Here is a 20805-nt window from a genome sequence, read left to right as displayed (position 1 = left end):
AAACTGACGAATTAAATTAAGTAGCCTATATGACATATTTTCCTCCGGAGCAAGAGCATGCAGTTGAATGAGGGACAATGTCACTGTGTGAAAGACCACTGGGTAATCTTAGCTGGAAAAATGACACGAGCTCTTCAGGATAAGATCCAGTTAAGTTTGAACCAAAGAATGGTGATATTTTTCTTTTTAAATGAAAGAAACATGTATATCGATTAATTTTTGATACTGGAAGCGACCTTCTTATAGGCCAATTAGCATCATTTGCTTTTTTATAAAATGAAAACCATGAAGATTTCGATGTAAACTCCCTATTTAATGCTTGATCATACCACATGTCATAATGGCAAAAATGACAAGGGGTGTTTTTTTTTGGAGAAAAAATAGCATCCACTATAAAAGAGTCATGAAGAAAATAAGACGTTGAGAATGAAACTTCTGGATTCTCCGACTTGTTTCCTTCACTGTACAAACTCAACACGGCTTCTTTGCTGTAGTCTTCCGAATAAAAGACAACCATTGGTTTGATGCAAGAGCTTATAATTCCAGAAAGCTCCTTAATATCACTTTCAGGGCATTTTATTATATCATAAGGGCTCACATCAGAAAGAGCTTCCGAGAGATCATCTATATTATTGTAATTGGCAACTACGATTATCTCCTTATGGATATCTTTATCTTCGCTTATCTCGCAAAGGAGCTTCGCGTCATTTATTAAAAATGAAATAACCTCATTCCTTTCAAGCCCATTCGCTGAACACCACTGCTGTAGAGAATGGCTATTTATATATTGACCTTCTTTTTTAAAAAAATTTATTATCATTTTTGCAAGCGGTTCATTTTCTATATTTACTGCTCCACCAGAGCTATACACTAGAGACCCACTAGAACCTTCTTGTATATTAAAAGGCTTCTGATAATAACTCTTCATATAATTCACCTAAAAAACCAGTCTAAGTTATAGAAAAAAGGGAGGGGAGAGCCCCCCCCCTCTCCAACTATTTAATGAACACCGCCACTATTTTGGCAGCTACCGCCAGACTGATTGCCAACTTCAGTACCGCGGCGTTGTTCTTGGTCAGAGTACTGGTCTGTGGCAGAACTATTAACAAACTCTACGCTTCCAAACTTAGTAGATTGTGAATCTTTAGTAGTTTCAATTGATATTTTAGACATTTCCTTCACCTTTCCTTTCCATAGTAAATGGGTTTAACCATACCATCCTTGGTACAAGACGAAGAAGCACTAATCACATAGAAGCAGTTTTAGTATGCATGATAGATCAGCCACTCCTTAGACTTTAAATAGTGGGTCATCCATCCCACAATTAGATTCTCATCCAACAATTATTTTTTTCAACAAAGATTTATTAAATATTTTTTCACACATAAAAACAATGGCTTATCTATTTTAAAAATAATAATCACTATATAATCCGTATTCTCAACAGGTTAATCTATCATTCATATGTAATAGATCTCGCACGTAACAAGTAACTGATCAACCATCTTTAAACTAGATTCTGTCTAAAAAGACATGAATGTTATGCTATTCCAGTTCATTGAACAGGAGGAGATATGACAGGCCGTTACGAGCTTTCTGACCAGCGTTGGGAGATGATTAAAGATATTGTTTCTCAGCCACAGACAATGGGCCGCCCACGGCGTGACGATCGTCAGATGCTCAACGGTATTCTTTGGATTCTTTGTTCGGGGGCACAGTGGCGCGATCTACCGGAACGTTACGGTCCATGGAAAACGGTCTATCAACGTTTTCGACAATGGCGCGATGACGGTACTTTTGACCAGATACTGGCCCACCTACATATTCGTCTGTGTGAAGATGGCAACATGGATCTGGATACATGGATGGTCGATTCAACCTCCATGAGAGCAACTCGGTCGGCCAGCGGTGCCGGAAAAAAAGGGGATTGGTAGAACCCGTAGATCGTGCGCTTGGCCGTAGCAGAGGGGGCCTGACCACGAAGATACATATGGTGTGTGATCGCCATGGTTTTCCCCTTGCCTTTTCCTTGTCGGCGGGCCAGTGCGCCGACTCGACTTATCTGACGGAACTGTTAGAAAAAGTCCGCTTGCCGGGACGCTCAGGTCGGCCTCGCAAACGCAGCCGTTACATCGTGGCAGACAAGGGGTATGACAGTGATGCGTTACGGCATGCGTCCGATCATCCCGCAGCGCCGTATGCATCGATGCCCGAAACTGGGGTTTTCCCATCAGTTTGATCGGCCAAAATATCATCGCCAGCGTAATGTAGTGGAATGTCTGTTTAGCTGGCTAAAGGAAAAACGTTGTCTCAATACCCGTTACGATAAGCTGGCCACTAGTTTTAAAGCCATGGTGACGCGGGCCTGCATCGAGCAATGTATGAGGGCTGACTTTTCAAACAGAGCCTAATCAAAGTAAAGCAGAGCATGGGATATCGATAACTGACATATCGATATCAAACTCATGACCGCCACGAATTCCACAAGAGTCGGCGGCAAACCAGATTAATCTTGGCGGCCAACACTGAGCCCATCATCAGGTAACGTGTTGTCAGAACTTACAAATCATTATCCATAGAAAGCGTGCCATAAGCCAAATCGGCCTGCATCATACGCGACCGACCGGCCAAAAACGTGTTCTAGGCCATGCCACTTGCTTCTCAATGAGATCGCCTCTTAAATAGAAGATCGAATGTTAATAGAAGATCGAATAAAAAAACTGATCACTACTGAATCATCAGGAGTTTACATGTCGGCGGTCCCCATCTCTCAAATTTCGTTGAAGGAACTCACGGCATTAAGCCAACAGGTGCTCAGGCATCATGGCTTTTCTGAGCCCCATGTTGAGGCTTTGACGGCCACGTTAATGGCGGGTCAGGCGGATCAGTGTGCCTCGCATGGGGTTTATCGTTTATTAGGCCTGGTGAGTTCTAAGCAAGCGGGTAAAGCGGATCCGATCTCGGAGCCGGAGGTGTTTGATCAGGCGCCAGCGATTGTCCGTGTTGATGCTAAAGGGGCTTTTTCTCCGTTGGCTTTTCGCAGAGGTTTGCCCTCACTGGTGGATAAAGCGAAACACTGTGGTATTGCGGCGATGGCGATTAATCACTGTGTCCACTTTTCTGCATTATGGGTGGAAATTGAGCAGCTCACCGCACAGGGGTTGGTTGCGATCGCTTGTAATCCGAGCCATGCCTGGGTAGCGCCGTCGGGTGGCTCACGCCCGGTATTTGGCACGAACCCGTTGGCCTTTGGCTGGCCCCGCCCCAACAGTGATCCTTTTGTCTTCGATTTTGCCACCAGTGCGATCGCGCGCGGTGATATTGAGTTGCATCGTCGCAATGAACAGCCGATCCCCGAGGGGTGGGCGATTGATGCGCAAGGTCATCCGACGACCGATCCGGTCGAGGCGCTTAAAGGGGCGATGTTGACTTTTGGTGGGCATAAGGGCTCTGCATTAGCGGCGATGATCGAGCTTATTGCCGGGCCGCTGATTGGCGATATGACCAGTGCAGAATCGATGGCTTGGGATGATGGCGCAAATGCCTCGCCCTATCACGGTGAGCTGATTATCGTGATGGACCCGGCACGCTTTCTAGGCGATACAACGGCTGAACACTTGGTTCGTGCGGAAACCTTGTTTGAGTCTATCCAGGGCCAAGGCGCGCGCTTGCCTTCTCAAAGACGTTTCAAAGCACGCCGGGAAACCGCCGCCACTGGGATTGTCGAAGTGCCTACCGCGTTACTCAACGATATCAAGGCATTACTGAATTGATGGCGCCACATCCAACGCCGGAGCAGGCGGTATTGTTCAACGATACGGTGCATCTCTAAGAGACGTTACCCCTGCTCAGAAGACCGCAAGTTTTGATTCATTTGCTCCAGAAGGCGTAAGAGTTGGCCGCATTCTTCATCGGTGAAGGTCGATGTCGCTTGGCGGGCAATTTCATCATTTAAGCGTTGAAATTCGTGGTGCAATTGCTGGCCTTTCTCGGTCACTTGAAGGCGTGCAATACGGCGGTCATGCTCATCGGCAACAGCCTGCACTAACTCAGATTTCTTCAACTTATCAACCACTCGCGCGACTTGCCCTTTATCACGCCCGGAACGTTCGACAAGGTCTCGCTGGGTGGCGCCAGCATGGGTCGCGATAAAGCGCAAGGCTTTAAATTCCATACCCGCAATGCCTGCGCCTTGCTCACGGCTGACCTGATAATGACGAGAGCGAATCTCGTGATTCAGGAAACTGATCGCATCAAAGATGGCTTCTGGTGTCGGCTGGTCCATTGGTTGACAATATCAACTTTATAGGTGAACAATATATTGGATGACATTATCAACCAAATAGGCATGAATGCCAACCATGGAGACGCCAATGACGCAACACTCACACCCCGCTTATGAACGCATCCCCGCTCATGAGCCCAAACCGCCTCACCAGATCCAAAAAGTGCGGCATGAGATTCAACACCGTTACCCGATTGTCACCCAAGTAGAGTCGCTGTCACCGAGTTTCATTCGGATATTACTCGAAGGGGATGACTTGGTAGGATTACCTTCCATGTCATTCGACGATCATATTAAGGTGTTTGTACCCGATGGTCAGGGCAATGAGGTGAACCGGGATTATACGCCCAGAGCTTTTAACCCAGAAGCCGGTATCTTAGAACTTGAGTTCGTTGTCCACGCCGATGGGGCGGCATCCGATTGGGCCCAACAGGTTAAAATCGGCGATCAAGCACACTTGGCGGGCCCACGCGGTTCGATGATTATCCCAATGGATTATGATTGGTACTGGCTCATCGGTGATCCAACCGCCTTGCCCGCCATTCATCGTCGTATCGAAGAGTTACCCTTGGATGCCCACATCACCGTGATTGCCCAGGTCGATCACCCTGAAGACCAGCGCCAGATGATGGCATCAACGTCGTCTCGCCAGGTGCACTGGGTCAGCAGTCTAGAGGCCTTACTTGATCAGGTGCAACAGCTCGACTTACCTCAAGGCGACGGCTTTGTCTGGGGAGCCGGTGAAGGTCATACGATGAAGCAATTGCGCCAGCTCATCGTCACTGAAAAGGGCCACCCCAGTGACTATACGCGTATTTCGGCCTACTGGAAAACCGGGGCTACGGACCTTGATGATGAGAACCCATCATGATGAGAAACGCTTAGCCGTAGAATACACGGCAAGCGTTTGCTCAGCCAGCAATTGGATTGCCCCCCAATCTTTCGCCTGCAGGTGATCTTTTGGCGTTAACCATGAGCCACCAACACAAGGCACATTGGGCAGGCTTAGATATTGCGCCAACTGTTCCGTACCGATCCCCCCCGTGGGGCAAAAAATGGCTTCAGGAAAGGGGCCAGCCAATGCTTTAAGCATGGCCACACCACCACTGGCTTCAGCGGGAAAAAATTTAAACCGTCGATACCCTTTGCTCCATCCGTGCATTAATTCCGAAGCGGTCGCGATGCCCGGCAATAAAGGGATATGGCTTTGTTGGCCATAATCATAAAGGGCTTCCGTTGTGCCGGGTGTCACCACAAAATCGGCCCCTACGGCTTCAGCTTGTTGAAATTGCTCTGGTGTGAGTACCGTACCCGCGCCCAGATAAATATCGGGTAAGGCTTGGCGAAGCAGGCCGATGACCTCCAGCGCACACTCGGTTCTTAAGGTCACCTCAAGCACCCGAATTCCGCCATCATAAAGGGCCTGTCCGATAGGTTCGGCGTCTTCTAAACGTTCAATCGTTAATACCGGAATCACTGGCCCCATCTGCAGTAGATGGTCCAGTGATTGGGTGTGTGCTACCAGATTTGCCGCGTGCATGTTGATCCTATTGTGTTATCGAATCGCGGCCATCGCCATCGCGGTATCCAGCATTCGATTAGAAAAGCCCCATTCATTGTCATACCAGGCCATCACCTTCACCAATGAACCTGACACTCGGGTATGGTTGACATCGAACACTGAGGAGTAAGGGTTATGGTTAAAATCGACAGACACCAAAGGCAGCGCATTGACATCCAGAATCGTGGACTGGTCTGCCGCTTGTGTCATGAGTTCATTCACCTGCGCCACACTGGTCTCACGCGATGCGGTAAAGGTTAAATCCACTAAGGATACATTCACCACCGGTACCCGAACAGCCAAGCCATCCAATCGCCCAGCCAACTCCGGCAGCACCAACCCCACTGCGGCGGCAGCACCGGTTTTCGTTGGAATCATGGATTGCGCTGCCCCTCTCGCCCGATAAAGGTCACTATGATAACCATCGCACAAGGATTGATCATTGGTATAAGCATGCACGGTCGTCATGAGCCCCTGCTCGATACCGATGGCCTCATGCAATACCTTCGCGATGGGAGCCAGACAGTTGGTCGTACAAGAGGCATTCGACACCACTCGATGCTCAGGTCGCAGCACCTGATGATTCACCCCAAACACAACCGTCGCATCCGCATCCGCCGATGGGGCTGAAATTAACACTCGCCCAGCACCTGCCGATAGGTGACGTGCCGCCGCCTCGCGCTGGGTAAATAAGCCGGTGCACTCCATCACCAAGTCCACACCTAAATCAGCCCATGGCAATTGAGCCGGATCTCGCTCAGCCAACATCATGATGCGATCACCGGCCACGGTCAGGCTGCTTTCATCATGTAAGACCTCAACCCCAAAAGGGCCGTGAACCGTGTCATAGCGTAATAAATGGGCATTGAACGCAGGATCGCCTAAATCATTAATCGCCACCACATCAATGACTTGACGATAATCAGGATGGGCATACAAGGCGCGCAAAATATTCCGCCCAATGCGACCAAATCCGTTAATTGCGACTTTTAAGCTCATCGGTTTATTTAAGCTCATAGATTCACTCCCCCACTCAACCTTGATGGGCACCCCTGGGGTCATCGATATCCCAGGGATTTACAGATACCAACAGCGCTTCATTTGCTGTTGCTGTGTGCTTTCAATTCCTTTTGATTTTCAACTCTGTTGGGTCTTCAACTCCTGCTAGGCTTGCTGGATTTGATTAGGGTGTTATCCGTTCAGGGTATAAACGGCAGGTCATGACGTAAAGCAATTCGATCAAGGGTTATCGATCAGTCGAGCATGGATCGCCGATCTGAGCAATAGCGATTAAGTTGATGGCGGATATGTACAATGACCGCAAGACTCAATGAAGAATCTTCAGTCAACCCCCCTCAAATACGCTGTTTAATTTGTCTGGGCACCACTTGTAGGCCCGGCTGATAGTGGCCTTGCGTCGCCGCCAGTACCGCATCCAACGTTAACTGCGCGATGCGATCGTAATCCTGTAATGCGGTATTCACCGGTTGAGCAATCAGATCCAGCAGCGGATGGTCGCCAAAAGTGGCTAACTGAAGCGAATTTGGCCAGTAAGATTGTTGCATCATCCAGTCAAGCACGCCTTCCATCAGTGTAAAAGATGCGGTCACTAAGGCATCAATAGGCTGATGTTGGGATTGGAAAACCTGGTCAGCAAGGCGCATTCCCGCCTCTCGAGAATAATGCTCCGCACTGAAACATCTCGGCGTTAACCCGACTCGCTGCAAAGCCGCTTCATACCCCGCTTTTCGGGCACGCGTGACCGATACATCAGGCAAGGCGTCTAACCAAACGACATGCTGACAGCGTAAATGGGCATCAGGCCCCAATAAAATTGACTCCGTTAATGCCTCAGCGGCCACCTGATCATCACTGACAACACTGGCTAAAACCTCTGCGGCTAAGCCTCGATCGATCCCGACAACCGGCCAGCCTTCGTTCATTAAATCCACGTAAAAAGGGTCATCAACAGCCAAGCAACTCGCGGTAATCAACACCTCACAGCGCTGTGCCCGCAGCGCCAATGCCAAAGCACGCTCACTATCAGGGTTGTCATCCGCACTGACGATGAGTAATTGATACCCTTGAGCCCGAGCACCATGTTCAAGGCGCTTGGCCAAACGGGCATAACTGATATTCTCCAAGTCAGGCACAATCAGTCCCAAGAGACGACTGGCCCCACGCCGTAACGCTGCGGCCTGCGGGTCAATCTGATATTGGTGCTGCTGCACCACCGCCATGACCTTATCAATTGTGGCCTGGCTGATACGACGCTGCTCAGCTTGTCCATTAATGACATAACTGGCTGTCGTACGGGATACCCCCGCAAGTTTGGCGATATCCACTAACTTCATCATAAAAGCTCCATTTCCTGAGGGCATGATGCATTCGATAGGACGCTCATCATCTCCTTTCGATGCCCTTTTACAAGACAGACAGGCGCAATACAAAACAAATAGCGGTTGACGTCGGCTCAACCAAAGTCTAAAAACTGCCCCCTTGTGCCAATGAGTGAATCGATTCAGCATTATATCGTCAAGGGTTATCATGCTCATCACAAGCGCGTAACCTCAATATGGTGCCCTTATTCACAAGGCCCCTGTTCATCGAGGGCCAAGTCACAAGGGCGCCAACAAGGCTGAAGCGAAAGCTCATTTAATGGCCGATTCCAAAACATAATGGCTCATTGAGAGACAGCTGAATGACCCTAAGCCGTCTAGCCTTGAGACATGACCTATTGTGTTACAGGAGAACTGTATGCTCACACTCGGCCCCAATGACATTGTGCTTGGCTGCCAAGCTGCTGACTGGGAGAAAGCTCTAGATCTAGCGGCGCAGACATTACACGAGGCCGGTTTGGTCGATGCCGAGTATCGCCATGGGCTCTATCAACGCGAAGCTCAATCCTCCACTTATCTGGGTAATGCCATTGCCATTCCTCATGGCACGCCTGAAAGCCGCCAATATGTCAGGCGCACTGGGGTTCGAGTGATTCAGTTTCCCCAAGGGGTGACATGGCATGATGGACAACGCGTGTATGTCTTAGTCGCCATTGCCGCGCAAAATGACGAGCACTTGGACATTCTGCGCCAGCTCACCCATGTATTAGACCAAGACGGTATCGCCGAACAATTGGCTAACACCCAATCCACCGAGCGCATGGCGCAACAGCTCTCCAAGCCCGTCGCGACGCCGCGGCTGGATATTAACACTTTGTGTTTGAAGTTTCCGGCCCGTGATATCCATGAGCTGGCCGTGGCCGCAGCGGCTCGATTAAGGCAAGCGGAGCATGTTGACCCCACCTTTATCAATCAGATTGCAGCACAATCGCCGATCTGGCTGGGGCAAGGGTTTTGGCTGGTGTCTGCCGATCAAGGCGTCAAGCAGCCCGCGCTGAGTATCGCGACGCCTCATACGGATACGGACAAGACGTTCAGCCATCAGGGCCACCCCGTCCATCTGGTCTTTTGCCTGGCGGCTCAAGGACAGGCACACCGCCCACTCCTGGAGCAATTGCATACGCTGCTGACCCAAGCGAACAGCGAGCAGCTCCTAAACGCTGATGCCCAGCGGTTATTAGCGCAGCTTGCTGGTGAAGATGAGCATACTCACACCACCCGAGTCCGCGTGCTGAACCCCCATGGCTTGCACGCCCGTCCAGCCAAGCAACTGGTCCAAGTGGCGCGGGCTCAAGCTTGTGCGATCAATATTCGGTTGGAAGAAGGCAGCGCCCAAAGTGTCTCGGCAGCCAGTCTCACTAAAGTCATTGGATTAGGCGCACGACGCGGACAGTGGCTGGTGCTCTCGGCCGAAGGTGAGGGCGCCGAAACCGCGCTGGCGGCCGTCAGTGAGGCCATACAGAGCGGTCTGGGTGAGAAGGTCTCCCCTTGGCATGAACGTCAAGATGACCATCCTCAAACCCTAACGCCTGAGCATTCACTGGCGGCCCCGGCGGCAGATCAAATCCATCAAGCCATTGCCGCAGCGCCCGGCATGGCCATTGCGCCTTTATTTGTGGTTCGCCCACTACAGTTTGACTACCCACACAATGCCAGTGATCCTGCACAAGAGCGTCAACGCTTAAAGCAAGCGATCCAACAAGGCGCAACCCAGCTTCAAACCCTGATTCGTGATGCTCAAGGCGATGAAGTGGCGGATATTCTCTCCATGCATGAGGAAATGCTGGATGATCCCGAACTCCGTCAAGCCGCCGAAGAGGCCATTCAGGAAGGCCGCTCAGCAGAAGCCGCTTGGTGGGAAGCCATCGACACCGCGGCTCATGCCCAGGAAATGCTGGCTGATCGGTTATTAGCCGAACGTGCGGCTGATCTGCGTGATGTGGGTCGTCGCGTACTGAGTGTGTTATGCGGTATACATCCGCCGACACCGCCGGAACATCCTTATATTCTGGTGATGGAAGATATTGGCCCCTCTGATGTAGCCCGCCTGGATACCGCCCGAGTACAAGGTATTTTAACTGCACGGGGTGGCGCGACAGCCCATAGTGCCATTTTGGCCCGCGCGCTCGGGATTGCCGCAGTGGTTGGCGCAGGCGAAACCATTATGGCGCTCACCGATGGCGATATGATGATTCTGGATGGCCAGCGGGGACAGATCATTCCCAATCCCGATAGCGCCCGCCTGGAAACGGCCCGTCAGCAGCTGGCCCAGCAAGAGCAGCGTGCGGCTGAGGCTTGGGATCACCGTTTCGAACAAGGCCAAACCCGTGACGGCCATCGGATTGAAGTCGCCGCCAACCTGGGGAATACCGCTCACGCGGCCGATGCGGTGACGCGCGGCGCTGAAGGTGTTGGGCTTCTGCGAACCGAGTTTTTGTTCATGGCTCACGCCAGTGCCCCCGATCGTGAGACTCAGATTCAAGAATATCGTCAAGCCATTGAGGCTCTAGATGGCCGACCGCTAGTGGCGCGAACGCTGGATGTGGGTGGTGACAAGCCGTTGCCTTACTGGCCCGTGCCTCAAGAAGACAACCCTTTTTTAGGTCTACGCGGTATTCGCTTGGCCCTCACTCAACCCGAAGTGCTGGACACCCAACTGGAAGCTTTACTGATCGCCGCCAAAGATCGCCCACTGCGCATCATGTTGCCGATGGTCAAGGATATTGCTGAATTTCGCCGTGTGCGTGAACGCTTTGATCAGTTATTGGCCGCTCTCCCCGAAACCGAGCGGGCCACGGATGTTCAACTGGGCGTCATGATTGAAGTGCCCTCCAGTGCACTTTTAGCCCCGACACTTGCTGCAGAAGTCGACTTCTTTTCGATCGGGACTAATGATCTCACCCAGTACACCTTAGCAATTGACCGCGGCCATCCAGAGCTGTCGGCTCAGGCCGACGGTCTTCACCCTGCCGTACTACGCTTAATTCAAATGACGGTAGAGGCTGCCCACGCCCAAGACAAATGGGTGGGTGTTTGCGGTGAACTGGCTTCAGATAGTGGCGCCGTTCCCATCTTGGTGGGATTGGGGGTTGATGAGTTGTCAGTCAGCGCCCGACAGATTCCACTGGTGAAAGCACGCTTACGTGAGTTTGACCTGATGACCGGTCAGCAGTTGGCCCAACAGGCCTTAACACAAGCCACCAGCGCCGATGTGCGCGACTTGTTGGAGAACGTCTAATGGCCCACGTTATGAGCATTACCCTGAACCCCGCCATTGATTTGGCCTTTTATCTCGACCAACTCATGCTGGGCGCGGTGAACCGGCCGGCTGAATCTCAATTGGAAGCGGCGGGTAAAGGCGTCAATGTCGCGCGAATGTTAGCCGTTCTGGGGCATCAAGTCACCGCCAGTGGCTTTCTTGGCGAAGATAATGACGGTCCCTTTCGTCATGTCTTCAAAACCTACGGCATCAAAGATGCGTTTGTTCGAGTCCCCGGACAAACCCGGATCAACACCAAGCTGGCTGAAAGCGATGGCCGGGTCACCGACATCAATGGCCCAGGGGTTAGCATCAGTGAGGCCGATATCCAAACCTTGCTACAAACCCTGCAGCAACATATCCAGCATCAGCGTCCTGAAGCCATTGTGCTTGCGGGCAGCCTGCCTCAAGGGATCTCCACGGACACTTTCGGCCAATGCCTGCAAACATTGAAAGCCACAGGCATTCCCCTTTGGCTGGATACCAGCGGACCGGCGTTGACGACCGCGATTGCCCAGCAGCCTGCCGCCATCAAGCCCAACGAACATGAGCTGGCTGAATGGGCGGGTATGCCTTTAAGCCACCAGCGCTATCGATTGGAGGCCGCACAACGGCTTCACCAATCAGGGATTGAGCATGCGCTGCTGTCCGCCGGTGCCGAAGGTGTGCTGTGGGTCAGCAGCGCCGGTATTTGGCAATCCACGCCGCCCCAAGTCGATGCTCGAAATACCGTCAGTGCAGGGGATACCTTTATGGCGGGCATGCTACATGGCCTGTTGAACCAGCATGCGCCTGACGACACCTTACGTTTTGCCACCGCTTTATCCGCTGAGTCTGTTCGCCACCTCGGCGTGGGAGATCCGCAGGCCAGTGACTTCACCACACTATTGAACCTGACTCAGGTTGAGTCTATGGACAACGCCGCAACCGAGAGCAGCCTCTCATGACCGCCCATAATACTTACAATGTCATTTTAATCACCCAGTGTCCCAGCGGCCTGGCCACCAGTTTTTTGGCCGCCCGGCGCCTGGAACATGCCGCTCAACGACGCGGTTGGCAATGCCATGTGGAAATGCATAGTGAACTGGCTCCAGTCGACTATGCCACACCGGAACAAATCGACCGCGCAGATCTGATTATTGTGGCGGCCGACCACCTTCCCCAAGCAGAGCGCTTCCAAGGCCAACGCCTCTATCAAGCCCCCATTGCCGCCGCTTTGCCTGATCCAGACGTCTTTTTGGATCAAGCTGAACAAGCCGCCAGCCCCTTTGAGTGGACTGAAACGTCATCAACGCCGACCGATAACGCAGCCGTCAGCGCTCAGGCAGACCGCACGCATATCGTCGCGGTTACCGCTTGCCCAACAGGCGTCGCCCATACCTTTATGGCCGCCGAAGCCCTGTCGGAAGCGGGTAAGACTCAGGGCTATTCAATACGGGTTGAAACACAAGGCTCTGTCGGTGCTCAAGACCAATTGACCGCCGATGAAATTGCCGCTGCCGACGTGGTGATTTTAGCCTGCGATATTGAAGTCGACCCGACCCGCTTCGCGGGGAAAAGGGTTTACCGCACCTCAACCGGTCAAGCGTTAAAAAAACCTCAACTCACGATTGAATCCGCCCTTAAAGAAGCCACCTTTGAGTCAGCCGAAGCCACTACAGCACAATCCCAATCCAGCCAAAGCTTCAAAGAAAAGGGGCTTTATAAGCACCTGCTTACCGGCGTCTCTTTCATGTTGCCGATGGTCGTCGCGGGTGGGCTTTTAATTGCGCTTTCTTTTGTCTTTGGGATCGAAGCGTTTAAAGAAAAAGGCACACTGGCAGCAGCGCTGATGCAAATCGGTGGAGGCACGGCCTTCAAACTGATGATCCCAGTGCTGGCCGGTTATATTGCTTATTCCATCGCCGACCGGCCCGGTATCGCCCCGGGGATGATTGGCGGGCTCCTGGCGGCCGATATTGGCACCGGTTTTATCGGTGGGATACTGGCTGGCTTTTTGGCCGGTTATGTCGCTCAAGCGATCACACGCTGGGTTAAACTGCCAAGTAGTGTCGAGTCGCTCAAACCTATTTTGATTATTCCACTGATCGCCAGCCTCGTCACAGGCTTGGTGATGATCTATATCATCGGCGGCCCGGTCGCTAAGCTGAACACCGGCTTGAATGAATTTTTGGCTTCGATGGATACGGCCAACGCCGTGCTGTTGGGTGTATTACTGGGCGCGATGATGTGCTTTGACCTAGGCGGACCAGTGAACAAAGCCGCTTACACCTTCGGGGTTGGTCTACTCTCCTCGCAAACCTATGCCCCGATGGCGGCCATTATGGCTTCGGGTATGGTACCCGCCATCGGCATGGGGATTGCCAGCTTTGTTGCACGGCATAAATTCTCCAAACCGGAGCAAGAAGCCGGTAAAGCCTCTCTGATACTGGGCTTCTGCTTTATTAGTGAAGGGGCCATTCCCTTCGCCGCCAAAGACCCGCTTCGAGTGATTCCCTGTTGCATTGCTGGCGGTGCCTTAACCGGCGCCCTTTCCATGCTGGCGGGCGCGAAACTGATGGCCCCTCACGGCGGCATTTTTGTGCTGCTCATTCCCAATGCGATTAACCCCGTATTGCCTTATATCGGGGCAATCTTGGCAGGTTCACTGGTCACGGGCTTGAGCTACGCATTCGCCAAACGTGGCGCTGCCACCGTTGCGGTCGAGACCTGATCCAATAGCCAACCGAACAGCCAAGCGTGCCCTGAACGGGCAACGCTTGGCTTATGATTCAACACCACAAGCCTGCTTCACGGCCTGTTCAGCATGAAGGTACGTCGTATCATAAAGTGGAATATCGGTATGGCCTTGTTGTACCAACAGTGCGATCTCTGTACACCCTAGGATCACCCCTTCGGCACCCTGTGCATGCAAGGCTTGAATCACATCCAGGTAAATCGCTCGGGAGTCCTCTCGGATCACGCCCTGACATAGCTCATCATAAATAATTCGGTGGATTTGCTCTCGACCGGTTTCATCAGGCACTAACACTTCAATCCCAAAGCGGTCAGTCAAACGCTGTTTATAGAAGTCTTCTTCCATTGTGAAGCGTGTGCCTAATAAACCGACTTTGCGTCGCTGATCTTGTCTCAGCTGTAGACCGGTGGCATCGGCAATATGTAATAAGGGAATATGCAACTGACCTTCAATCTCAGGCGCAATCTTATGCATGGTATTGGTACACAGCACAATGAAATCAGCGCCGATCTTTTCCAGCCCTTGAGCGGCATCAGTCAACTGCTGGGCCATCGTCGCCCAATCCCCTAATCGTTGATACTGTTCAATTTCGGCAAAATCAACACTGTGCAATAGAATAGGCGCCGAATGGAGCCCCCCTAACCGCTGCCGAACCCCTTCATTGAGTGCCTTGTAATAACTCAACGTCGATTCCCAGCTCATCCCCCCCAGTAACCCGATGGTGTGCATCAAAGACTCCTGATCTCAATATGATGAGTGGCCCAAAGGTTATTCATGACCCCTAGCTCATTGTTCATATCAAGCGTCATATCGACGAGCCTTTTTTTGTGACCCCAACACTCATTTGTGCCCCTGACAAACCGGTTAGATTTATCTGAATGATTTAAATCAATTAACGAATACAAGAGGTATGAAGGGATCACTTGCCAGGAGAAAAACGCAGGTTGACGTATATGAATGGACCAAGATCAGTGGGGTAACATTAGTGGATAGTGGAGGCGAATCGATAGGCGATTTAAAGTGATCGCGCCTCCGTAAAAAGCGTCTCGACCATGAAATCGATGAATACGCGTAGCTTAGGCGACAGGTATTTGCTCGAAGGCCACAACAGCCTGAACGTTCCCTGATGCTCGATATACTCATCTAGCACAGAGACTAAGCGGCCACGCTTGATGTCTCGGTGCACCATAAAATCCGGCAACCTGCAAATGCCCACCTCGCCGTATCAGGTGATGGCTGGCACAGTGATCGCCGGTGCGCTGATTACGGGCATCAAGTCCGACCTGCCGGGCGACGTGATCGCTACGGTGACGGAGCCGATCTATGCACGGCCACTGGCAAGTTACTACTGATCCCGCAGGGTTCGCGCATCCTGGGCAAGTACAACAGCCAGGTCAGCTACAGCCAGAGCCGCGTGCAGGAGGTGTGGAACCGCATCACCCTGCCGGACACGTCCACTCTCACACTCGACAACCTGATCGGCACCGACCTGGCGGGCTATGCCGGCCTGGAAGACGACGTGGACTGGCATTGGGATCTGATTTTTGCCGGTGCGCATCATCGTGAACCGTGATCTGGTGCTGCGGCCCTATCAGCCGCTGTTCTTCAACAAGGGGATTTCCCGATGAGCACGACCAAGAAACTACGGCTGGTGTCGCTGCCCAAAACCGAAAGCATCAAGATGACCTTCGCTTGCCCGGCCAGCCTCAAGGCCGACCTCGACCGCTACGCCGCGCTGCACGCGCATGGCGAGGCGATCGATGCCACGACGCTGATCCCGCACATGCTAGAGGCCTTCATGGCGGGGGATTGGGGATTCAGGAAAAAGCTGATCGCCTCAATCAATCAGCACGTTCTTGAGCTTTGAGCACATCGTCCAGTGCTGCTTCCTCATTGTCCTCATCGTCTTCGTAACCATAGATATCATTAAGCGAGGGGAGTTCGTCTGCATCGTCCTCGTCAAGGCCTTCATCCTCGTCAAGGCCTTCATCCTCGTCAAGGCCTTCATCCTCGTCAAGGTCTTCATCAGCAGCGCCCGTCGTTTCTAGTGCTTGCGCTGGAGCAGAAGTAGAGACCGTTTCCCAAATGGCTGCGACTGCGGCGTTGGCCAGTGCATCCGCCGTGCTACGTTCGGCTGGAATGTCCAACTTGGAGTTCGCAGCAGCAGTGTTGATTCGATGCCATGCCTCAACCTCCCCAGAAGTCGCAGGTACGTTGTGGCGGGCGAGGTTTTTCTGCGTAAGCGCATTGGCAACTTCAGGCGAGTAATCCTCGCGCAGCTGGTCGTACGCAGTGAATTGGTGGAGGATGTTGGCGGTTCCAGTCGGGTCGGACATATTTTTCTCCTAGGCAAAAGCAAGAACAATTTGTGAATAGCGGCTACGGTTACTGCAAAACGCCGAAGGTTTGCCGGTGTTCGATCAAGCCTTGTTCTTGGAGGTCCTGAGCGATACGACGAACTTCGGCAAGCTCTTGCTTGAGACTGTGGATTTCTGCCCGGAATCTCATCTCCTTCAGCCAAAGACTGATGGTCGGTTCAGACACGTTGAGGACCTTCGCAATGTTCACTTGCTTGGCATTGAATTCATTCAACAGCACATACGCCAGCATCTTGGCTTTTTCACGCGGATCCATTTTTAAACCTTTTAAAGATTTCGAAGATTGGACTATATCGGAAATGTGTGATCTCGGCAATGGGAGGTTGTGACTCTCTATGCTGTCGGCGAACAATATTTTGGAGAGGGGTCGATCGAGTGAGCTATGATGGTCTTCAAGCCTTGGCAATCTCCATCGCTACCACACGCCTCGACTTGCTTTCTCCAGGCTCCCATGTGGCTCCCAGCCCACAACGCCGCAGCTTCGCAAAGCGGCCCGAAGTAGAGCTAACCCCGCGCCCCATTTAGACTTTCGGCCATCAGGCTACCTCCACTAAACGTTTGACACCGGCCTTTTTTTGTGACCCCAACACTCATTTGTGCCCCTGACAAAGCACGACCGGTCCTGCCCGCTTCACTCCCAACGCGCTTCAGCTTCGTGTAAATCAAATTGAATATCACGGCCATCCGCGCAGAGCTGAAGCACTCGAATGGGTTGGCCCTGTTGGTTCAAATCAACCAAGCCAATGCCGGTGGCATTGACCAGGCGCTCGCCAGGAGAAGCCGGTGAAGGTTTACGCGGGATAACGCGCATATGGCGGCGCTTGGTTAACCAGTTGAGCGGTGACCAAGGCGCATAGAGCCACCGATTCAAGCGATCCAAAAGATCCAACAGCCGTTGAGGAAAGGCATTGTGTAAGCCGCTGCTGGTGATCTGCCAAATATCAGGCCCGCGATCATGGCCACGCAGCTCTACATCATAAACAAAGGAATAATGCACATCGCCGGAGAGAATCACATAGTGGCGTGGGGTACGCGGGTGGCGAAATAAGTTCATCAACGCATAGGCCGCACCGGGGTGAGCCATCCAGTTTTCAGCATCCACCATCAGTGGCTTACCGAACCAAGTAAAGACGCGTTGAATCGCCTCAATCAATTTCACCCCAAACATAGGGGCAGGCGATACCAAGATCACCGCGTCATGACCTAATAGTGCATGCTGTAAATCCGTCAGGGCTTCCCAGTCCATCAACCCTGAAGGTTTATCGATACCTCGCTCTGAGCGCCAGCGATGAGTCCGGGTATCCAGTACCATTAATGGCGGCGTTGTGGGCCATTGATAATGCCATTGATCAAATCGAAGTAAGGTATCAATCAAGGCATCCTGCGCCTGACCACCATGACTGAGCGCCTGCTCGACTTCTGTCCAAAGCGCCTCTGGAATGCGATCAGGATCATTACCCCACCCCTGACAGAGTAAATAACCGATCAGCGCGTTGCCGATAATGCGGCGAGAAAGCGGATGCTCATAGGCCGATTGCTCCCAACCGATCGTCAAATTCCAATCATCGGTAATATCGTGATCATCGAACATCATGGCTGTAGGCAGGTGCGCCATCACACGACGTGCCGCACTCACCTGATCACGAAAACCGGCAATCGCTTCAGCCTCACGCTGCCATAAGGCGTGATGATCCTCGCTTAGCCCTTGCGGGGCCTGCAAAGAAATATCAGCCCATAACCGCGGTGACCAAACGAGCAAATACATGGCCATGACTTCACCCAAGCTCATCAGGTGATTATGCGCATTATCTGACGTAAAAATCGGTTTTCTCACCCCACCAAAAAAACGCGATATCATTTCTCGATGCGGTGGTGTATTCGGCAAGAGCTGTGCACGCTGATAGTAAAGGCTGGCCTCCTGATGCAATTGTGCAGCATCGGTAATACCGATCTCAGGAAGCGACTCACGGAAGGATTCATTGATCACCCCTAATCGAGGGCAGACCTGATGAATGGCACTGAGCATGGGGCCCGCCACATCGTCGGCGTAGATCTGATCACCACTGAGCATCAACAACGCAGGCCATTGGCCTGGATCTTGCCAATGCTCAGACAGCCATTGTTCGGCACGGGCCATCCCATCAGTGAGCACCGCTTGATCGGGATGCTCCCCCTTGGGTTGCGAATAATGCGGCTTACGGCACGAGCCATGCAGTAATCTCGACACATGAGATTGCAGTACAAAGCAAGGCCACGGGGCACCGGGAAAGGGCAAGTCGGCTGCCCAATCACGCCAGCTGGACCAGGGATGTTGCCCCTCAATGGGCCGCACTTCAACGTCATAACCGATGAGCCGATCATGCGGTAAAGGCGTCGGCAATCGAATATCCAGTAGCGTTAAATGAAGATGCTCACCCACTTTGACATGGCGTGTCATCGTTGCCATCGTGTCAGCCGATAGCATCATCTCATGAGCTACCGTTTCATCGAGCGCCTCAGTCGTCGACCCCTCCCCTTGGGGAATCAGTCGCCAGCGAGTGGCCAGTGGGTGCGTAGCCGCCAGCCAGATCACCAGACGTTCAGGTGTTAGGCGGCGTAAAATAGGGCCCGCCAACACATCAAAAGCCAGCGCCTCATCACTTTGCCGATCATCATCCTGCTCGCCGCTCTCAAACGCCTGATATGTCTGTCCATCCACAGTCTCTGTCATGCCTCTCCTCAGCCATCAGCAGTCAGCATTATCTTCTGAGACTAGCATGAGGGACGCCACAGCCCCAGAGATGATCAAGGACGAAGGCGCCCAACAAAATCTTGCATGCAGAACATCAAATAATTCGAATATACTTATTCTAAAAATGATAATATGCTTATTCCATTATAAGATAAGCAACCTCACGAAGGAGTTTACGATGAAAAGCAACCTTGGCGGATTCGATAAGGCATTACGCCTCATCATTGGCGCATTACTCATTATCTTGACCCTGACGAATGTCATTGGGATCTGGGGGTGGTTAGGCATCATTCCGTTAGCGACCGGGTTAATTAACTTTTGCCCACTTTACTCACTGCTGGGTTTTTCAACTCGTAAACCGCCGCATGAGCATTGATGGGTCTATCAGCAAAGGCTTCATCTGCACGAGCAACCGCATTATTTAACACCAGACAATCCAGCCATCACCGATACACAAAGGGCGCGATGAAAATTCATCACGCCCTTTTCTATCTACACAAGTTCTTTCCACTCAAGCTCTACCCACTCAAGCGCATAAGCCAATCAATCACTTATGGCAGTCAGTGTTCACCGGTCTGGCCGTATCACTGATCCAGTCACTCCATGAGCCAGCATAAAGGCGCCCCAGAGGCCAACCCGCAGCACGAGCCGCCAACAGGTTATGACACGCTGTCACCCCCGAGCCGCAATAAAAGATCGGTAGTTGGTCACCAGCGGCTTCATAAAGAGCTCTAAAACGCTCATGTAACTGCTCTGCGGGCAAAAAACGGCCATCAGCACTTAAATTCTCGCTACAAGGCCTGCATACCGCCCCCGGGATATGACCGGCGACCGCATCTTGAGGCTCCTCAAGACCCGCAAAACGCGCTTCATTACGAGCATCCACTAAAGTCACATCATCCAAGTAAGCGGCCAGCTCGCGCGCAGTCACTAACCCAGGAACAGCCCAGCCATTGGGCATTTCACAGCATTCATCGGGGTTTAACTCTAGGATCAAGTCGGAAGGGCCGTTATCCAATATGCCTCCTGATTCCTCCCAGGCTTGTAAACCACCATCCAATACTTGCACCGATTCAACACCCGCCTGCAGCAGCATCCACCAAGCTCGGGCAGCGGCCATCATACCACCCGCGGTGTCATAGCAAACGACCGGTGTCTCACGGCCAATCCCATGCATCGCGAGCCACTGCACCCAATCCTGCGGATCAGGCAACGGATGACGCCCCTGTGCATCGGAATGAGCTTGCCCGGATAAGACTTGCTCAAGGTCAACATGAATCGCCCCAGGAATATGGGCCTGATGAAACCCCTCTCGCGCAGCCTGCGGATCACCTAATACCGCGCGACAATCCAGAACTCGATAAAACTCACCATCCGCCAATAAGGCTTCAGGTGCAATTAAAGGATGCATGCTACCTCCTTGCCGATCCATAAGTGCATTCGCCATCTTTCTTT

19 protein-coding genes and 2 pseudogenes are annotated in these 20805 nt (G+C 52.2%); 9 read left to right on the top strand and 12 right to left on the bottom strand.

The window, feature by feature from the left end:
* Window positions 1-25: 25 nt before the first annotated feature.
* Together BFW38_RS17645 and BFW38_RS17915 are read right to left on the bottom strand one after the other, a co-directional pair.
* The gene (locus BFW38_RS17645) at window positions 26-928 is read right to left on the bottom strand and encodes an McbB family protein (protein WP_084004469.1); all 903 of its coding nucleotides are present in this window, start codon (window positions 926-928) and stop codon (window positions 26-28) included.
* Window positions 929-999: 71 nt separating this feature from the next.
* A complete protein-coding gene (locus BFW38_RS17915) occupies window positions 1000-1173 on the bottom strand; it encodes a hypothetical protein (RefSeq protein ID WP_175400935.1) in 174 nt (57 codons plus the stop codon).
* Between the two features lie 401 nt (window positions 1174-1574).
* On the opposite strand from BFW38_RS17915, the pseudogene BFW38_RS17640 reads away from it, so the two are divergent.
* A pseudogene (locus BFW38_RS17640) lies at window positions 1575-2411 on the top strand (IS5 family transposase).
* A 339-nt stretch (window positions 2412-2750) separates the two neighbouring features.
* The gene (locus BFW38_RS05100) at window positions 2751-3773 is read left to right on the top strand and encodes an Ldh family oxidoreductase (protein ID WP_218186363.1); all 1023 of its coding nucleotides are present in this window, start codon (window positions 2751-2753) and stop codon (window positions 3771-3773) included.
* A gap of 65 nt (window positions 3774-3838) precedes the next feature.
* On the opposite strand, the gene BFW38_RS05095 is transcribed toward BFW38_RS05100, so the two are convergent.
* Window positions 3839-4285 (bottom strand): MarR family winged helix-turn-helix transcriptional regulator, encoded by a 447-nt coding sequence (locus tag BFW38_RS05095; RefSeq protein ID WP_084004468.1) that lies wholly within the window; start codon window positions 4283-4285, stop codon window positions 3839-3841.
* Window positions 4286-4373: 88 nt separating this feature from the next.
* Between BFW38_RS05095 and BFW38_RS05090 the strand changes: the two genes are divergently transcribed.
* Entirely contained in the window at window positions 4374-5156 is a 783-nt protein-coding gene (locus BFW38_RS05090; protein WP_068997409.1) for a siderophore-interacting protein, read from the top strand.
* Here BFW38_RS05090 and BFW38_RS05085 read toward each other — a convergent pair.
* The 3 genes from BFW38_RS05085 to cra all read right to left on the bottom strand — a co-directional run bounded on the left by BFW38_RS05085 (window position 5151) and on the right by cra (window position 8200).
* Window positions 5151-5825: a bifunctional 4-hydroxy-2-oxoglutarate aldolase/2-dehydro-3-deoxy-phosphogluconate aldolase gene (locus BFW38_RS05085; RefSeq protein ID WP_068997408.1), complete on the bottom strand. Its 675-nt coding sequence runs from the start codon at window positions 5823-5825 to the stop codon at window positions 5151-5153. The two genes, BFW38_RS05090 and BFW38_RS05085, sit on opposite strands and share 6 nt — an antisense overlap.
* 15 nt (window positions 5826-5840) lie before the next feature.
* On the bottom strand, window positions 5841-6845 hold the full coding sequence (gap, locus tag BFW38_RS05080; RefSeq protein WP_069000224.1) for a type I glyceraldehyde-3-phosphate dehydrogenase: 1005 nt from the start codon (window positions 6843-6845) through the stop codon (window positions 5841-5843).
* A 356-nt stretch (window positions 6846-7201) separates the two neighbouring features.
* Window positions 7202-8200 (bottom strand): catabolite repressor/activator, encoded by a 999-nt coding sequence (gene cra, locus BFW38_RS05075; protein ID WP_069000223.1) that lies wholly within the window; start codon window positions 8198-8200, stop codon window positions 7202-7204.
* Between the two features lie 403 nt (window positions 8201-8603).
* On the opposite strand from cra, the gene ptsP reads away from it, so the two are divergent.
* From ptsP to BFW38_RS05060, 3 genes are read left to right on the top strand one after another with little or no spacing between them, the layout of a single operon-like run.
* A complete protein-coding gene (gene ptsP, locus BFW38_RS05070) occupies window positions 8604-11483 on the top strand; it encodes a phosphoenolpyruvate--protein phosphotransferase (protein ID WP_068997407.1) in 2880 nt (959 codons plus the stop codon).
* The gene (gene pfkB, locus BFW38_RS05065; RefSeq protein WP_068997406.1) at window positions 11483-12451 is read left to right on the top strand and encodes a 1-phosphofructokinase; all 969 of its coding nucleotides are present in this window, start codon (window positions 11483-11485) and stop codon (window positions 12449-12451) included. The genes ptsP and pfkB overlap by 1 nt, the downstream gene beginning before the upstream one ends.
* Entirely contained in the window at window positions 12448-14217 is a 1770-nt protein-coding gene (locus BFW38_RS05060; RefSeq protein WP_068997405.1) for a PTS fructose-like transporter subunit IIB, read from the top strand. Before pfkB ends, BFW38_RS05060 begins: the two co-directional genes overlap by 4 nt.
* 51 nt (window positions 14218-14268) lie before the next feature.
* On the opposite strand, the gene BFW38_RS05055 is transcribed toward BFW38_RS05060, so the two are convergent.
* The gene (locus tag BFW38_RS05055) at window positions 14269-14970 is read right to left on the bottom strand and encodes an aspartate/glutamate racemase family protein (protein WP_068997404.1); all 702 of its coding nucleotides are present in this window, start codon (window positions 14968-14970) and stop codon (window positions 14269-14271) included.
* 286 nt (window positions 14971-15256) lie between these two features.
* Window positions 15257-15430 carry a LysR substrate-binding domain-containing protein gene (locus BFW38_RS17635; protein ID WP_084004782.1) on the bottom strand — a complete coding sequence of 58 codons (174 nt, stop codon included), beginning with the start codon at window positions 15428-15430 and terminating at the stop codon, window positions 15257-15259.
* Between BFW38_RS17635 and BFW38_RS05050 the strand changes: the two are divergent.
* Both BFW38_RS05050 and BFW38_RS05045 read left to right on the top strand, forming a co-directional pair.
* A pseudogene (locus BFW38_RS05050) lies at window positions 15414-15814 on the top strand (TraB/TrbI/VirB10 family type IV secretion system protein). The gene BFW38_RS17635 and the pseudogene BFW38_RS05050 overlap by 17 nt on opposite strands.
* A 51-nt stretch (window positions 15815-15865) precedes the next feature.
* Complete coding sequence (locus BFW38_RS05045) at window positions 15866-16108, top strand: DUF2274 domain-containing protein (protein ID WP_068997402.1); 243 nt, start codon at window positions 15866-15868, stop codon at window positions 16106-16108.
* Here the strand turns inward: BFW38_RS05045 and BFW38_RS05040 are convergent.
* The 3 genes from BFW38_RS05040 to BFW38_RS05030 all read right to left on the bottom strand — a co-directional run bounded on the left by BFW38_RS05040 (window position 16083) and on the right by BFW38_RS05030 (window position 19329).
* The gene (locus tag BFW38_RS05040; protein WP_068997401.1) at window positions 16083-16577 is read right to left on the bottom strand and encodes a hypothetical protein; all 495 of its coding nucleotides are present in this window, start codon (window positions 16575-16577) and stop codon (window positions 16083-16085) included. The genes BFW38_RS05045 and BFW38_RS05040 overlap by 26 nt on opposite strands.
* Before the next feature lie 49 nt (window positions 16578-16626).
* The gene (locus tag BFW38_RS05035; RefSeq protein WP_068997400.1) at window positions 16627-16875 is read right to left on the bottom strand and encodes a hypothetical protein; all 249 of its coding nucleotides are present in this window, start codon (window positions 16873-16875) and stop codon (window positions 16627-16629) included.
* Between the two features lie 375 nt (window positions 16876-17250).
* Window positions 17251-19329, bottom strand: coding sequence for an alkaline phosphatase D family protein (locus tag BFW38_RS05030; protein ID WP_245686072.1), 2079 nt, complete (start codon window positions 19327-19329; stop codon window positions 17251-17253).
* A 199-nt stretch (window positions 19330-19528) separates the two neighbouring features.
* Here BFW38_RS05030 and BFW38_RS05025 point away from each other — a divergent pair, with 199 nt between their 5' ends.
* Entirely contained in the window at window positions 19529-19726 is a 198-nt protein-coding gene (locus BFW38_RS05025) for a YgaP family membrane protein (RefSeq protein ID WP_068997399.1), read from the top strand.
* Between the two features lie 171 nt (window positions 19727-19897).
* Here BFW38_RS05025 and BFW38_RS05020 read toward each other — a convergent pair whose 3' ends face one another.
* Window positions 19898-20761 (bottom strand): sulfurtransferase, encoded by an 864-nt coding sequence (locus BFW38_RS05020; RefSeq protein WP_068997398.1) that lies wholly within the window; start codon window positions 20759-20761, stop codon window positions 19898-19900.
* Between the last annotated feature and the right edge of the window lie 44 nt (window positions 20762-20805).

This window comes from Terasakiispira papahanaumokuakeensis, assembly GCF_001709345.1.
GTDB lineage: Bacteria > Pseudomonadota > Gammaproteobacteria > Pseudomonadales > Halomonadaceae > Terasakiispira > Terasakiispira papahanaumokuakeensis.
The sequence above is the reverse complement of the archived record's forward strand: the minus strand, read 5'-3'. Positions and strand labels throughout refer to the sequence as shown.